Below are 15615 nucleotides of genomic sequence, written 5' to 3'. Positions count from 1 at the left end.
AGCGGATATGATTAAGAGTTTTAAACATAAAGGGTTGAAAAAATTTTTCGAAACAGGTTCTACAGCCGGTATTAATACCATGCAAGCTCCAAAGATTGCTACCCGTCTTGAGGTGTTGAATAGAGCTGTAAAAATTGAAGATGTAGATATCCCTGGCTTTTCTTTACACCCACTTGCAGGAAACCGGAATGGTGTGTGGTCTATTACTGTGACAGGGAATTGGCGAATTACCTTTGAATTGTATGATGGTGATGTCTACATTGTGAACTATGAGGATTACCACTAATGGCTATGATGTATAACCCCCCGCATCCCGGAATATTGGTTAAAGAGGCTATGGAGGCTCTGAATTTGAGCGCCAGAGGCCTGGCTAAGGCACTGGGTGTAGCACCATCAACTGTGCAACGCTTGGTTGTTGGCAAGTCTGATGTTTCGTCAGAAATGGCACTGAAATTGTCTGCCGTTATTGGCAGTTCACCTCAAGTTTGGATGGGAATGCAGGTGGATTACGATTTATGGCAGGCAAAACAGCATATTGATGTATCTCACCTTCATCGATTGCAAATAGCTTGATTAATAATTTCAATGCCCCTAATTTTGAACCACCTCAATTGCTTCGTCATTGGTTTAAAGGTGAGTATAAGCTCACCTTTTTTAATCAATATTATATTCAAATTACAGGGATACACATTGCAAAAAACCGGATATCGGTTATAAAAGGCTTTTATCGAACACTTTCTTACACCATATCTTTCAGCCGATAAATCCATTCCAATGCCTGACGGGGAGTCAGAGAGTCTGGATTGAGATTTTCCAATGCTTCAACCGCCGGTGAGGTTTCTTCTGTTAACAGCGCAAGTTGCGGTGTATCCACATGACTTGCAGTTGCATTGTTAGACAGCGATTCCAGCTCTTTAAGTTTCTGGCGCGCCCGTTTAATCACTTCGCGTGGCACGCCTGCGAGGGAAGCGACTGCCAGCCCATAACTCTTACTGGCTGCACCATCTTGTACGCTGTGCATAAATGCGATGGTATCCCCATGTTCTACCGCATCCAGATGAATATTCACCACACCTTCGAGTTTTTCCGGTAACGTGGTCAGCTCAAAATAGTGAGTGGCAAACAGAGTCATTGCCTTAATGCGGTTTGCCAGATTTTCTGCACATGCCCATGCCAGAGAAAGACCATCGTAAGTTGATGTTCCTCTGCCAATTTCATCCATCAATACCAGGCTTTGTTCGGTCGCATTGTGCAGGATATTGGCGGTTTCCGTCATTTCCACCATAAAGGTTGAACGGCCAGATGCCAGATCATCGGAAGCGCCTACACGGGTAAAGATGCGATCAACAGGGCCAATTACCGCTTTTTCAGCAGGCACAAAGCTGCCGATATAAGCCAGAAGTGTAATGAGGGCTGCCTGACGCATATAGGTACTTTTACCGCCCATATTTGGACCGGTAATAATCAGCAAACGTCGCTGTGAGGATAAAGAGAGTGGGTTGGAGATAAATGGCTCACTCAGAACTTGCTCAACAACCGGATGGCGTCCAGCGGTGATTTGAATACCTGGTTTATCGTTCAGTGTTGGGCAGACATAATTCAGGGTTTCAGCCCGTTCGGCTAGGTTTGCCAATACATCAAGTTCAGCCAGTGCTTCGGCGCTGGTTTGTAATTCGGCCAGGTGAGGCAGTAACAGATCGAATAATTCCTCGTACAGGGCTTTTTCTATTGCCAGAGACTTCCCTTTAGAAGTCAGAACCTTATCTTCATATTCTTTTAGTTCAGGGATGATATAACGTTCAGCATTTTTCAGTGTCTGGCGGCGAACATAATAAATAGGCACCAGATGACTCTGTCCACGACTGACTTGAATATAGTAGCCATGAACACCATTAAAGCCGACTTTCAGAGTATCAATGCCCAGTTTTTCACGTTCGCGGATTTCCAGTTGTTCCAGATAGTTACTGGCGCCATCAGCCAATGCACGCCACTCATCCAGCTCGCTGTTATAGCCGGGCGCGATCACGCCACCATCCCGAACCAATACCGGTGGTGTTTCTACAATCGCTTTTTCAAGCAATTCCTGTAGCTCATCAAATTGACCAATGTTTTTCTGTAATTGTTTGATATACGGGGAATCCGAAGAAGCCATAATCTGATGGATATCAGGCAATTGCTGGAATGCATGGCGCATTCTTGCCAGGTCCCGTGGCCGGGCAGAGCGCAGAGCCAGGCGGGCCAACACACGTTCCAGATCACCGACTTGCAGTAAAAATGGCTGCAACTCCAACCCAATTTCTTGCAAGGTCGCAATGGCCTGCTGACGGTTCTCCAATATCTGGCGATCCCTGACAGGGGCGTGCAACCAACGCTTCAACATTCGGCTACCCATTGGGGTAACACACAGATCAAGAACGGAGGCGAGGGTATTATCTGTACCGCCAGACAGATTTTGTGTCAGCTCCAGATTACGGCGGGTTGCCGCATCCATAATAACCGTATCTTGCTGACGTTCCACTGTGATGCCACGGATGTGAGGCAAAGCTGTGCGCTGAGTATCTTTGACGTATTGCAACAGGCAGCCCGCGGCACGCAGAGCGAGAGTTGCTTTTTCCACACCAAAACCGACCAGATCACGGGTACCAAATTGCAGATTAAGCTGCTGCTTTGCTGTATCCAGTTCAAATTCCCATAAAGGGCGGCGGCGCAGGCCATGATAATTTTCAATCAAAGCCATATGCTCAAAACTTTCAGGATAGAGCAATTCAACAGGACGGCTACGTTGCAATTCGGCTGACATCGTTTCCTGTTCTGCCGTTTCGGATATTTGGAAGCGACCGGATGTTAAATCCAGTGTGGCATAGCCAAATCCCTGATTATCGTGCCAGATGGCTGCGAGCAGGTTATCTTGCCGTTCCTGCAATAAAGCTTCATCTGTCACGGTACCGGGGGTAACGATGCGAACGACTTTACGCTCAACCGGGCCTTTGCTGGTGGCTGGATCACCAACTTGCTCACAGATAGCGACTGACTCGCCTAATTGAACTAGTTTAGCTAAATAGTTTTCTACTGCATGATGTGGCACGCCCGCCATTGGAATAGGGTTACCAGCCGATTGACCTCGCTTGGTCAGCGAAATATCCAGTAGTTTTGCGGCTTTTTTAGCATCGTCATAAAAGAGTTCATAGAAATCCCCCATTCTATAAAACAGCAGGATATCGGGATGCTGCGCTTTAAGACGGAGATATTGCTGCATCATGGGCGTGTGGGTGTCGAAAGTTTCTGTGTTAATCATGCAGTTGTCTTACGTTAAATTTGTGAATTAATTCTTTTGTTATGGTATCGCACCAAGCTTTAAACTTACACAAGTAAAATCTGGAAGCAATTCGCAAATTGGACTGGATAAATTGTAAGGATCTGAATAGATCGGAAATAAGGGTCGATATTTTGCGGTGGTGCTACAAAATTAAAAGTAAAATCCTCGTTACGTGCCACTGGCCCGATGCAATTTAGTGGATGTTTTCCTTAAATGCATCGGGCCAGAAGATTACGCACGTCCTGTGCGAAGCTGGCTTTTTCCAGATTATTTGATCGCTGAAGCGTCGATCAAGGTACCGCCGAGAGATGCCCAAGCGGACCACGATGGTGTACCTTGCTTGATATGCCAGAGTGCGTTATCACCGCCGCGTGCAAAGACTTCAAGCTGGCCGTCAGCGTTTTTTGCCACCACGGGTGCGCTGGTAATCACGCCATTCAATGAAGCCCAGTCAGACCATGAACCAGATGCTGTCGTCTGCCAGATGTGCTGGAGTGTGTTATCGGCACCACGTGCAAAGACTTCAAGTCGGCCATCGGCGTTGATATATATCGCTGGGTTGCTGGTGATCGCACCAGACAGTGACCGCCAGTTTGTCCAACCTGAATTGGGAGCGACCTGCCAGATGTGCCAGAGAGCGTTATCAGAGCCGCGTGCAAAGACCTCAAGCCGACCATCAGCGTTGCTAATCACTACCGGGTTGCTGGTTATCACGCCACTCAGTGACTGCCAGTTTGTCCAGGGATAGGTATGAGAAGCCGTTTGCCTGATGTACCAGAGAGCGTAATCGTTGCTGCGCGCAAAGACTTCAAGCCGACCATCGGCGTTGACATGTACCGCTGGATCACTGGTGAGCACGCCATTTAGTGACTGCCAACCAGACCACGAATCGGAATGGGGAGCTGTTTGCCAGATGTGCCAGAGAGCATTATCAGAGCCGCGCGCAAAGACCTCGAGCCGGCCATCGGCGTGGGCATATATCACTGGGTTGCTGGTGATCGCACCCCCCAAAGACTGCCAGCCTGACCAACCGGAATTGGGGGCGATTTGCCTGTTGTGCCATAGCGTATTATCTGTGCCACGTACAAATACTTCCGGTCGGCCGTCTGAATTAATGTAAACAGCGGGTTTGCTGGTCACTTTCCCATTAAGCGAGTTCCAGCCTGACCAGTAGGAGCTGGTGTTTGGCGCCGTTTGCCAATTGTGCAACACAGCATTGTCGGTGCCCACACCGAAAACCTCGAGCCTGCCATCGGCGTTGCCTGCTACTGAGACAATTTCGGATAACGCCATCCAGGTGCTTTCGTTGGATATTTTGATTTCGTCTGCAACATATGACTCGGTATTATCTGGACCTGATGTATTAATAGATGCTTTTTTCATTTATATATCCTTTTTAGGAATAATTTTTTAGACTCAATAATATAGTCATGTAATAAGCAATATATTTAATTTTTATATTAATATTCTTGCTTGTATTCTTTATTAAAAAAAGAAATGGTGAATGTTTTATTTGATGCTGGTTTCTGATCTTTAAGGTGTCAGGTAAATGTGATGTTACATTATAAAACCCCATTCGTTTATATATATTTTACATGCAGTAATTAAAAAATAATAAATTATAAATGAATTGTTTTACCGGTTTAAAGTTTAATTTTTATTATATTTGAAAATATATTTTTTCATGGTTATTTTAATTTCATTCAATACATCTGACAACCAAACTGTTACTTTGTTAGATATTGCTTTCCAGACATATTCAACCAAAAATCTATTTTAAGTACCACTGGCCCGATGCGACTCAGTGAATATTTTCCTTGTGCATCAGGCCAGAAGGTTATACTTCTCTTATGCGAAGCTGGTTTTTTATAGATTATTTGATCGCTGAAGCGTCGATCAACGTGCCGCCGAGAGATGCCCAAGCGGACCACGATGGTGTGCCTTGCTTGATATGCCAGAGTGCGTTATCACCGCCGCGTGCAAAGACTTCAAGCTGGCCGTCAGCGTTTTTCGCCACCACGGGTGCGCTGGTGATACTGCCACCCAATGAGGCCCAACTAGACCACGGGCCAGTGTGCGCTGTTGTTTGCCAGATATGCCAGAGTGCGTTATCACCGCCGCGAGCAAAGACCTCAAGCCGGCCGTCGGCGTTGGCATATACCGCTGGGTTGCTGGTGATCCCACCACCCAGTGACTGCCAGCCTGACCACGGTCCAGCATGGGGAACAGTTTGCCGGATGTGCCAGAGTGCGTTATCACCGCCGCGCACAAAAACCTCAAGCCGACCATCGGAGTTACCGACTACTACCGGATCGCTAGTGATCCCACCACCCAGAGAGTGCCAGCTTGACCACGGACCAGCATGGGGAACGGTTTGTGAGATGTGCCAGAGTGCATTGTCGGCACCGCGTGCAAAGACCTCAAGCCGGCCATCGGAGTTGATATGTACCGCTGGGTTGCTGGTGATCGTCCCCCCCAGAGAGTGCCAACTCGACCACTGACTGGAATGGGGTGTGGTTTGTGAGATGTGCCAGAGAGCGTTATCGCCGCCACGTACAAAGACTTCAAGCCGGCCGTCGGAGTTGACATATACCGCCGGGTTGCTGGTGATCCCACCACCTAATGACTGCCAGCCTGACCAACCAGCATTGGGGGCGGTTTGCGAGTTATGCCATAGCGCATTATCTGCGCCACGTACGAATACTTCCAATCGACCGTCCACATTGAGGTAAACAGCAGGCTTACTGGTGACTCCTCCACCAAGCGAGCTCCAACCAGACCAGGAAGAGCCGGTGTTTGGTACTGTTTGCCAATTACGCCACACTGCGTTGTCAGTACCTATCCCGAAAACCTCAAGACGCCCATAGGCGTTGCCTGTCACTGAGACAATTCCGGATAATGCGGTTACATAATTTGGGGTATTATCTAAATTTAATGTATCAACAGAGTCTATTTTCATATGTATACCTTATTAAAAAAATAATTTTTCAAGTTCACTTAATAGTAATTTAATGAACAAGACATTTAATTTTGTAGATTGCCATTATCATTTATTCTTCTTGTTTTATTAAGAAGAGAAATAATTGATATTTTATTTGAAGATAATTTTTGATTAATTAAGTGTCAAACAAACGTGATTTTATTTTATAAAACGCCATGTGTTAATATGTATTTTTACATACGATCATCTAAGAATGATTAATTACACATAAACTATTTATTATTTGAAAATCACCTTGTATTTCTATTAATAATATATTTATATCATGGTCATTCTGTTTTTATTCGAAATAAGATCTGCCGGGTACAAGAAATGGCTAATGAAAGGTAAGGTCTTGTCCAACAGGTGGAAAAATATTTTTTTCCTATATTGATAAAAAAATTCCGATACATGTTGAAATTAATCTTGAACTGTTAATAACGAAATGGAATTATTTAGTAATTTTATTTAAAATTAAATTAATTAATTTTTTAATAATAACAACTTAAATAAACTAATTACTTGCACGCTCTATAAACTTATATAGGTAGAATCTGGTATTAATTTGTAAGTTTGGTTTTGATTTTCAAGTTTATTACTATTTAGTCCTTTAAAAACTGAGTAAAACTTTTATCCTATTAAAATATTTAAAAATAAATTAACCACTTTGTCTGTGTTTCCCGTATTTTCGGGAATAAACCTTATCTTTTATGTATTAAAGATAAAGTTAAAAAGTGTTCCCTGTATTCACGGGGATAAATGGCGTGCTGTCAGAAAAAGGCATATCAGCTCAGTGATATGCCTTTATTTTAACTGATTGATTTAAAAGTAAGTTGTGATCCCGGCACGAAATGTTCTTCCCGGCGATGGAATATAACCTAGGCTGAGAGGCTGGATATAATATTTGTCGAAGACGTTATCTATACCAAACTCAAACTCGACATGTTTATTCACATGGGCGGTCAGAGAGATATCCGCCACTGTTGCGGGTCGCCAAATAATGGGGGCCAGCAGGAGAGCGGAACCTTGTCCCGGTTTTGCTGCGGGTACAGATCTTTTACCATAATGTGAGACTCTCGCGTTGATGGACATTTTGTCATCTAGAAATTTTCGTGTCAGATCGAGTGATACAGCATATTTAGGCGGAATATGGTTAGTAGCATAATCCGAAGGGAGGCTGCGAGCGACACAACCTTCATTTTCAGTACAGAATCTGACTTTCGTATAATAATTCATAGATAAACGGGCATCAAAATGATCACTGTGGTAAACACTCGCCAATTCTAACCCTGCGAATTTTGCTGCTTTAATATTGCTGATATACATACTCCAATAATCATTCATCCATGATCGGTTGATATAGTCTTTCACCCGATTATCGAAGTAGGATATTTTGATATCTACACTGTCATTGTCAGCAATTACATCCGGGAAACGAGATGTCAGCCCTAATTCTATATTTTTTGAAATTTCAGGTTTTATATGGTCGTCAACACTCATCATGTAGCCACGAATACCTTCAACCATTGATGGAAAACGTGGCGCATAGGTATATTTGGCATGTAACGCAGTTTCATTATTAAGTTCAAATTTAACTCCTGCCCAGTAACCATGAGCATGATCCTGCTTGTTGTTTACTTTTCCTGAGACCAGTTTCCGACGAAGAGAAGGCACTGGGCCATAATCTTCTACCTGATAGGATTTGTAATCCCATCCACCCATTAAGGTAAGACGTTCGGTAGGCATATAGCTGCCGTTCAGGAAAAAATGACCTTCCTTACGCTCTCCTTCCCGATTAACGGCATACTCCCATTTTCCTTTGCTTGGGCCAGTGCGTTCACGGATAAAACTGGCGCCGTAGTTCAGTTCAATATCTTGCTTTGAAAGCTCAAATAATGAGGTGTTACTCAGATTCATCCCTACTGTACGCATGAATTTTTTATCGCCGAGGGTATTATTTGAAGTTCGGGGGCGATCGTTAACTCGTGTCTGCCACACGCCTATGTCCAAATTAATCCAGGGATTTGATGACGGCTCCCACTTATAATTGAGGCTGTGTCTGTTCATATTGAGCCGTGTCAGTGGACCCTGATCTAAGATCATGAATGTTTGGCTCAGGTTTGCCATATCCGCGACATAAGATTCTCCGTAGAGATTTTGATAATGGCTAACGATAGCGGAGATTTCATGACCATCACCAAAACGAATTTTTCCTTTACCCAGTAACGATTGACTATCTTCAGAAGTGTTAGGAACGGCATCGCCCATTGCATACAGCGAATAACCTGCCATCTGTTCACTGAATTGTGGAATGAGGCAATCCTGTGGATCGCTTTGACACAGGTAACCCGGCATCCCACGTTCCCTGGCTCCTGGCCCATGTTTACCCGAATGGTAATTGCCACGCTTGCGCTGAGAAGCACCAAACAGCAATTCATAGGAAGGTTCGGCCACTGCGAAAACAATACTCCCGGTTCGATTCCTGGCATCAAAGAAAGAGGTTTTTGATGGGGATGGCCAGTCATTACGTTGATAATCGTCAGGATTAGAATGGTTATTCAATAGACTTCCCTTTAGACGAAGTCCGATTTTTTGTCCATCAAGCAGGATATCGCTGGCTTCGATGGTTTTTATCTCCACAACACCCCCAATGGCTCCCATACCGCCTTTTCCTGTCGGGCCTTTGCTGATGTCTACCCGGCCAATGAAATCGGGATCAATGAAGGAACGATTGGAGACACCTTGATAACCACGATACAAGGCAGTCTGGTTAGATGCGCCATCAACGGTGGTTAAGACCCGGCCTTGTCCTTGCAGGCCCCGTATATTCACATCCAGGCTGCCTGAACTGCGTGCTTCACCAGACAATACGCCTGGGGTTGTTTTAAATATATCAACAGGGTGGATCACACCAAATTTTTCGATATCTTTACCTTTGATGGTGGTGCTCTCGAAACGCAACGGCTCATTACCTGAATACCCGCGACTGCCTGTTACCGCAAGGGGGCTCAGTGTTATTGCACCTTTTTTGGTCATATTTCTTACTATTTTTACTAACGTATAACTGCCATCGGTGCGTTGGGACAGTTGTAAATGGCTGCCTGTGAGCAGTTGTGCCAAACCTTCATGGGCGGTAAAGCTGCCGTTTAATGAAGGTGCTGTCAGTCCATGGGTTAAATTCGGATCGAAGGAGAACGCCGTACCTGTTTGAGCCGCAAAACGGGACAAAGAATTTCCCAATGCCCCCGACGGAATATTGACGGAATAAACGGTCTCGGGTTGTGTAGCTGCATAAATGGGCTGTACCGACAGTAGCATCAATGGAAATAACAATGTGGTTAAGGACTTTTTCTGCCAGCGTGGTTGTGATCCCAGGCAGTTAACATGATATGGCATAGGCAATTTCTCCATCGCTTTTTAAGCTTCTTTTGTCTCTATGCCGTATGAGATTGAAAAAAGTGTCAGTAAAAATAATTATTTTTATTCATTGGGTGGATAGAGGGTAATCCAGTAGCGAGTCAGGCTGCGCATTGAGAGCGGATAGGTCTGTAATAGCATACGCAGTGCCAAATCCGTATCCCGTATAGGAAAGGCGCCAGAAACCCGCAGATTTGCTACTGCATCATCACAGCGGATCACGCCGGAGCGATAGCGATTCAGTTCAGCAATCACTGTTGCCAGCGGCAAATTATCAGCCACTATCATACCTTGTAACCAACTTAGCGATATTGCTGATCTGAGATGTGATGGAGAAACGGCAAACGGAGTGAAATGCGTCGCTTCTCCGGCATACAATATTTGTGATGAACCATTATCTGGAATAATACGAACTGCCCCTTCTGCTATTTCTACCTGAGTATGGGAGGCTTGCTGGCGGACGCTGAATTTTGTACCCAACGCCACAATAGTGCCTTGTTTGGTTAGTACTTTAAATGGGCGTACCGGCTGGCGGCTATCTTTATGGGTTTCAATATACATTTCCCCCAATTTTAAATGAACAAGCCGCTGGGTATCGTCGTAATAAACATCCGCTGAACTTTGTGTGTTTAACGTTAGCTGACCGCTGTCTGGCAATGACCAGCGCTGTATTTGTCCTGTAACGGTGTGATAATCGCCAGTCAGAAGCTTAAATTGATCGGATTGCCAGAAGAACGATGCTCCAGTTGGTATTAACAACATGAGCGTGAGTTTTCTGATGGCTTCCCGGCGGGAAAGGGGACGTTTATTGCTCAACAAAGGTGATGCGATATGAGGCGGTAAGTGATGTAACCGTGCTAACAGGCATTGCGCACGCTCCCAAGCTTGAGCATGTTCTGGGCTTTGTGCACACCAGGCGGCACAGGCGTCCCGGTCAGCTTCGCTGACGTGGCTGTCATTTAGAATGGTCAGCCATTCTGCGGCTTCTGCAAGTATCGTTTCAGAGGTTGTACTTAATGAGTGGGATGTATTGGTAGAAGCCATATATCAACCTCTCTATGCCATCGCTATCAGGCACTGATAAAAACCTTGTTTCATATAGCGTTTTACCGTAGATAGTGAAATATTCATGTGATTTGCAATATCTTCATATTTCATTCCCTCTATCTGGGAGAGCAAAAAAGCAGTCTGTACCGGCGTGGGGAGTTGACTGAGCATCATATCAATTTCTTGAAGCGTTTCGAGGATAATAAGTCTCTGCTCTGGTGCAGGAATAAGCTGCTCGGGCAGGCTGGCGAGCAGATCCAGATAAGACTGTTCAAGTGATCGACGGCGATACCAGTTAATCATCAACCCCTTAGCGATAGTGACGATATAGGCACGAGGTTCATTTAACTGCTGTGGCAAGGGCGAGCGAAGTAATTTGACAAAAGTATCTTGAGCCAGGTCTGCGGCGGTTTCATCGCAGTGAAGACGATGCTTAAGCCAACGGAATAGCCAATCATGATTGTGGACGTACATCCACTGGATCTTTTGAGTGTCTAAAGCATTAACGGTCATTTTCATGCCATTTTACAATGTAAATGCAAATCATTATCATTTTTGGTATGTTACAGGTAATTACTCTCCGTTACCAATAAATAATTTGCGGGGATATGTTGCTCAGATTGGTTTTTTATTTATCATTAGCAAGACTAAATTATACAAGCTTTAAATAGGCGATCGAGAATTTAAGATAGATACTCCTTTGTCGTGTAACAGAATTATTTTGCATCAATACATTAAAATGGCTAATATATTAAGTACTTAAATAGAATATAATATGGAGAAAGTTACAGTGGAAAATATAATTTCCCCGTAGAATTTTGGGAAATTATTCTAATCTATTGGTTGGATATTGATATTTATGCTTAGTGATACATTTTACTTCTTCTTTTAATTCTGAGAATTTTTCAATCTGTGTTCAGGCGATATCGAACAAACGATGAGATTTACGTTTGTAGATGTAAAGAGCTGTGTTTCGGTATTTCTCTTTGCGATATAGAGAGTGGTATTAGGATATAAAATGGTACGAATAAATCTATGTTTTAATATATATACTCTGGGAGAAGAGTATCTTAACATCGTGTTTGATAGGAAAGAATAATGCCGAAACTAATTTATTACGTCGCTGCGACAATAGACGGTTTTATTGCTAATAATACCCACGTTCTGGATTGGTTAGATGAGTTTGTACTTGGAGATGACGCAACACCTTATGATGATTTTTACCAAGGTATTGGTGCTGTGATTATGGGTTCGGGAACATACGAATGGATAATGGCAAATTCATCGGATGATTGGCCATACAAAAATATTCCCGCATTTGTTCTTTCTCATCGGACATTACCAAAGCATGAAGGGCTGAATATTACCATAACCAATAAAGCAGCAGGAGATATTGCTGCTGCGTATTTTGCTAAGGTTGGTGAATTACAGCAAGTATTCTTGACCACGATTCCGGTATTTTTAGGTACAGGTATTGAAGTTCTTCCTGTGAGTGAAAAAGTGAGTGTTACACCTAAAACTCAACGTTTTTTACGTAGCGGTGCCATTGAAATCCTGTTGGATGTAAATATCGATTAACACAACATCCTTAAAATAATTGATAGAAAATTATTTTATTTCAACCAAATAAAAATAGTAACGTTTTTATTGCGCCATATTGATGGCGCAAAAGTGGCGCGATTATCTGAATTGCGCCATAATCGCACCATGTTCTTACTGGAAGTCGTTCATCTGTGAAAATATCTATATTAATCATTCTATTAAGTTATTTTTATTAGTAAATCAGCCCCTTCACTATGTTATCGCATCAGGATTTAAGCTTGTACCGCTAAAGACTGAATGCGATTCGCATATGATTGTATTGACATCGCCAAACACCCATCAGTATTTTCATCTCAACTTGGTCAGACATTAATATATGCAGGGTTGCCAGCGTAAATGAATCCTTGATGAGACGGTACAAATCTTTCACCTAGTTATCCTTATTTATCAAATGGATGTATAAGGTTAGTCACGTTATCAAGTTGTTCCTTGCAATACGATGTCGCTTTAATTCTGTTTTGTGCTTAACAAAGGTGAACTTGAAGTTTATCTGTTTAAGTAAGGCATCTTTATACGGGATTATCCCAAAAAAACAGAAAGTAGTATTTTTTTGATCTAAATTTTCGCATTATGTTCTAAAAGTAGGTAAAAGAAATGTTTAAGTAAGGATTTTAAATGGAAATACCAATTTATTTTCAATATTGGGGTAAGGCAAAGCGAACATCAGAAGCTGAGAGTACAGATTATCATCTACTCCCTTATCATTGCTTGGATGTCGCGGCTGTCGGCAGACAGTTACTTTCTTTAGAAAGATCGCTGACTAAAGATCTCACTCATTTTTTAGCGTTATCGACAAAACAGTTACAAGGTATTGTCTCTTTTGTACTGACGTTGCATGATATTGGTAAATTTGCATCTGCTTTTCAAAAATTATTTCCCAGTCAGTCAGTCGGTCTGTATCGACCTTATTGCTGTAAAGGCTATGATGGACGTTATTTTTGTCATGACCGTATGGGGCTGTATTTTTGGGAACATATCAAACCGAAGTTGCTTAAAAAGCTGATTAATATTGAGGATATTAAACGGAGAGAACAGCAAGAGATTTTCGATACCTTAATGGTGCTGATGGACTGTGTATTAGGACATCATGGTCAGCCAATAGATAAAACAGACTATAAAGCTATCGAATATTTTACTGAACCTCATAATCTCAATGCCGCCACACTCTTTGTTCACCACTTAATTGAATTACTCCAACCTGAGTTTCCTATTGAAAAATTACAATCCAAAGAATGGCGACGGCGATTAGAGCAAGTGAGCTGGCAGTTTGCTGGTATTGCAATATTGGCGGATTGGATTGGTTCTGATAATCGCTATTTTGTATATCAATCTGAACCTATGCCATTAGCAGATTATTGGCAACATGCTAAAGCCATGGCAAAAAAAGCGGTGATGGCGACAGATTTAGGCAAGGTGCCGATAGTAAAGCCATTTATTTCTATTCAGGACCACTACGGTTTTGCTGCGACGCCATTACAGAAGTGGGCTGAATCAATACCTGTAGATGATTCTCCTCAACTCTTTATTTTAGAAGATGTTACCGGGGCAGGAAAAACAGAGGCGGCATTAGCGCTGACACATCGTTTAATGAGAATAAAAGCAGCCGACGGTTTTTATTTCGGTTTGCCTGACATGACGTCTTCCAATGCAATGTTTCACCGGATTGCTGAATATTATCAGCAAATGCTATCAACAGACGATGGCAGTAAACCAGATATTATTTTGTCTCATGGTGCACAAGAGATGAATGCTCAATTTCATGAAGCCATTCTGGCGTTAGATCACCCAGACAGAAGTTATGGTGAAACAGATATCACCACTTCAGCACAGTGCAATCAATGGCTGGCGGATCCACGCAAGAAAGCATTGTTAGCGCCTGTTGGAATAGGCGCTATTGATCAGGCTTTATTGGCTGTATTACCCAGACGTTATCAGGCCCTGAGATTATTTGGCCTTAATCGTAAGGTATTAATTGTTGATGAAGTTTATGCTGCTGATGAATTTATGTTTAATTTATTGGAAAATTTATTAGCTCTGCATCTCTATCAAGGTGGTTCAGCTATTTTGCTGACAGCGACACTGACCCTGAAACAGCGTCAGCGTTTAACGGACATTTGGTTGAACGCCGGTGGATTGAGCTCACAATTATTGCAAAAAACGGATTTTCCTTTAGCGACAAAAATAAGCTTGAATGCCATATCGCCCGTTATTGAACAACCGTTATCAAGTCGAAAAGATGTTAGCCGGGAAGTCAAGGTTGATTTCTTAAATAGCTTTGTCTGTTGTGTTGAAAAAGTATTGGCTGCGATTGTACAAGGGCAATGTGTTGTTTGGATCCGAAATACAGTAGACGATGCTATTGAGGCTTATCAGGCGCTGCGAAGCTTACTCACTGAACCTGAACGTTGTCTGTTATTTCATAGCCGGTTCGTATTGCAACACCGGAAAGAAATTGAAAATCATGTAATGACTATTTTTGGTAAAAATAGTCATAGTGAAATACGCCGCGGTAAAGCGTTAATTGCTACACCAGTATTCCAGCAAAGTTTGGATGCTGATGCCGATGTGATGATTTCAGATATTTGTCCTATTGATGATCTGATTCAGCGAGCAGGGCGTTTGCAACGTCATACTCGTGATAGCGATGGCGTTTATCAACATGGAATTAAAGATTCACGTTCTGCGCCAATACTCTTTATCCACGCGCCTGATTGGAAGGAGCAACCCGAATCAGATTGGTTAAGCCATAATTTCCGCAGCACACAATATGTTTATCGTTCGCCTGCACGTTTGTGGTTAAGCATGCGTGTATTGAGAAAGCTGGGTGCAATACGTATGCCTGCGGAAACCCGTGAGTTAATTGATGCGGTTTATGGTCATGCTTATGAGCAAGCGCCTGAAAAGTTAAAACGCCAGGAAAATGTATTAATTGATGAGGAACGAAGTCAGGAAGCCAAAGCGAAGTCTTATTGGTTGCAGTGGCAGTTATATGGTTATTGTGATCGAAGTGCCGATAATTGGTATGAAGATGATGCCGATATTCATACCCGCTACAGTGATATTGAAACCGTTGAGGTGTTATTACTGAAAAAGACTGATTCAGGACAACTTGTACCCTGGGTAAATTCCGCCGAATTTTCAGTGTCATTGAGTACGGTTACATTATCTAAAAATAAGTATGCAGATAAATTAGCGCCAATTCCAAGGAAATTAATTCCCGCTCTCAATGCATTACAACAGAGATATCACCAAA

General features: G+C 43.0%; 10 protein-coding genes. 4 read left to right on the top strand and 6 right to left on the bottom strand.

What is annotated here, in order from left to right; translation table 11 throughout:
• Nucleotides 1-7 precede the first annotated feature (7 nt).
• On the top strand, nucleotides 8-286 hold the full coding sequence (locus LGZ99_RS08805; RefSeq protein WP_262979054.1) for a type II toxin-antitoxin system RelE/ParE family toxin: 279 nt from the start codon (nucleotides 8-10) through the stop codon (nucleotides 284-286).
• Entirely contained in the window at nucleotides 286-573 is a 288-nt protein-coding gene (locus LGZ99_RS08800; protein ID WP_021323174.1) for a HigA family addiction module antitoxin, read from the top strand. Before LGZ99_RS08805 ends, LGZ99_RS08800 begins: the two co-directional genes overlap by 1 nt.
• A gap of 166 nt (nucleotides 574-739) precedes the next feature.
• Here the strand turns inward: LGZ99_RS08800 and mutS are convergent, their stop codons facing one another.
• From mutS to LGZ99_RS08770, 6 genes are all read right to left on the bottom strand, one after another.
• Complete coding sequence (mutS, locus tag LGZ99_RS08795; RefSeq protein ID WP_262979043.1) at nucleotides 740-3295, bottom strand: DNA mismatch repair protein MutS; 2556 nt, start codon at nucleotides 3293-3295, stop codon at nucleotides 740-742.
• A gap of 288 nt (nucleotides 3296-3583) precedes the next feature.
• Nucleotides 3584-4699 (bottom strand): PLL family lectin, encoded by a 1116-nt coding sequence (locus tag LGZ99_RS08790; protein WP_036841169.1) that lies wholly within the window; start codon nucleotides 4697-4699, stop codon nucleotides 3584-3586.
• 490 nt (nucleotides 4700-5189) lie between these two features.
• Nucleotides 5190-6275, bottom strand: a complete 1086-nt coding sequence (locus LGZ99_RS08785; RefSeq protein WP_021326002.1) for a PLL family lectin — start codon at nucleotides 6273-6275, stop codon at nucleotides 5190-5192.
• 843 nt (nucleotides 6276-7118) lie between these two features.
• Nucleotides 7119-9692 (bottom strand): TonB-dependent receptor, encoded by a 2574-nt coding sequence (locus tag LGZ99_RS08780; RefSeq protein ID WP_262979042.1) that lies wholly within the window; start codon nucleotides 9690-9692, stop codon nucleotides 7119-7121.
• A gap of 84 nt (nucleotides 9693-9776) precedes the next feature.
• Nucleotides 9777-10757, bottom strand: a complete 981-nt coding sequence (locus LGZ99_RS08775; RefSeq protein ID WP_262979041.1) for a FecR domain-containing protein — start codon at nucleotides 10755-10757, stop codon at nucleotides 9777-9779.
• Nucleotides 10758-10769: 12 nt separating this feature from the next.
• Nucleotides 10770-11273, bottom strand: coding sequence for a sigma-70 family RNA polymerase sigma factor (locus LGZ99_RS08770; RefSeq protein ID WP_023045152.1), 504 nt, complete (start codon nucleotides 11271-11273; stop codon nucleotides 10770-10772).
• 585 nt (nucleotides 11274-11858) lie between these two features.
• Between LGZ99_RS08770 and LGZ99_RS08765 the strand changes: the two genes are divergently transcribed.
• Nucleotides 11859-12338, top strand: coding sequence for a dihydrofolate reductase family protein (locus tag LGZ99_RS08765; RefSeq protein WP_262979040.1), 480 nt, complete (start codon nucleotides 11859-11861; stop codon nucleotides 12336-12338).
• Nucleotides 12339-12977: 639 nt separating this feature from the next.
• Nucleotides 12978-15615, top strand: a 2638-nt coding sequence (cas3, locus tag LGZ99_RS08760) for a CRISPR-associated helicase Cas3' (protein ID WP_262979039.1), incomplete at its 3' end; no start/stop codon positions are given.

Source organism: Photorhabdus temperata (assembly GCF_025384845.1).
Lineage (GTDB): Bacteria > Pseudomonadota > Gammaproteobacteria > Enterobacterales > Enterobacteriaceae > Photorhabdus > Photorhabdus temperata.
The sequence above is the reverse complement of the archived record's forward strand: the minus strand, read 5'-3'. Positions and strand labels throughout refer to the sequence as shown.

Coding starts and splice junctions, on each gene's coding strand:
- LGZ99_RS08805 (WP_262979054.1), top strand. CDS start 8: ATGATTAAGAGTTTTAAACATAAAGGGTTGAAAAAATTTTTCGAAACA.
- LGZ99_RS08775 (WP_262979041.1), bottom strand. CDS start 10,757: ATGGCTTCTACCAATACATCCCACTCATTAAGTACAACCTCTGAAACG.
- LGZ99_RS08800 (WP_021323174.1), top strand. CDS start 286: ATGGCTATGATGTATAACCCCCCGCATCCCGGAATATTGGTTAAAGAG.
- LGZ99_RS08765 (WP_262979040.1), top strand. CDS start 11,859: ATGCCGAAACTAATTTATTACGTCGCTGCGACAATAGACGGTTTTATT.
- LGZ99_RS08785 (WP_021326002.1), bottom strand. CDS start 6,275: ATGAAAATAGACTCTGTTGATACATTAAATTTAGATAATACCCCAAAT.
- LGZ99_RS08780 (WP_262979042.1), bottom strand. CDS start 9,692: ATGCCATATCATGTTAACTGCCTGGGATCACAACCACGCTGGCAGAAA.
- LGZ99_RS08790 (WP_036841169.1), bottom strand. CDS start 4,699: ATGAAAAAAGCATCTATTAATACATCAGGTCCAGATAATACCGAGTCA.
- mutS (WP_262979043.1), bottom strand. CDS start 3,295: ATGATTAACACAGAAACTTTCGACACCCACACGCCCATGATGCAGCAA.
- LGZ99_RS08770 (WP_023045152.1), bottom strand. CDS start 11,273: ATGACCGTTAATGCTTTAGACACTCAAAAGATCCAGTGGATGTACGTC.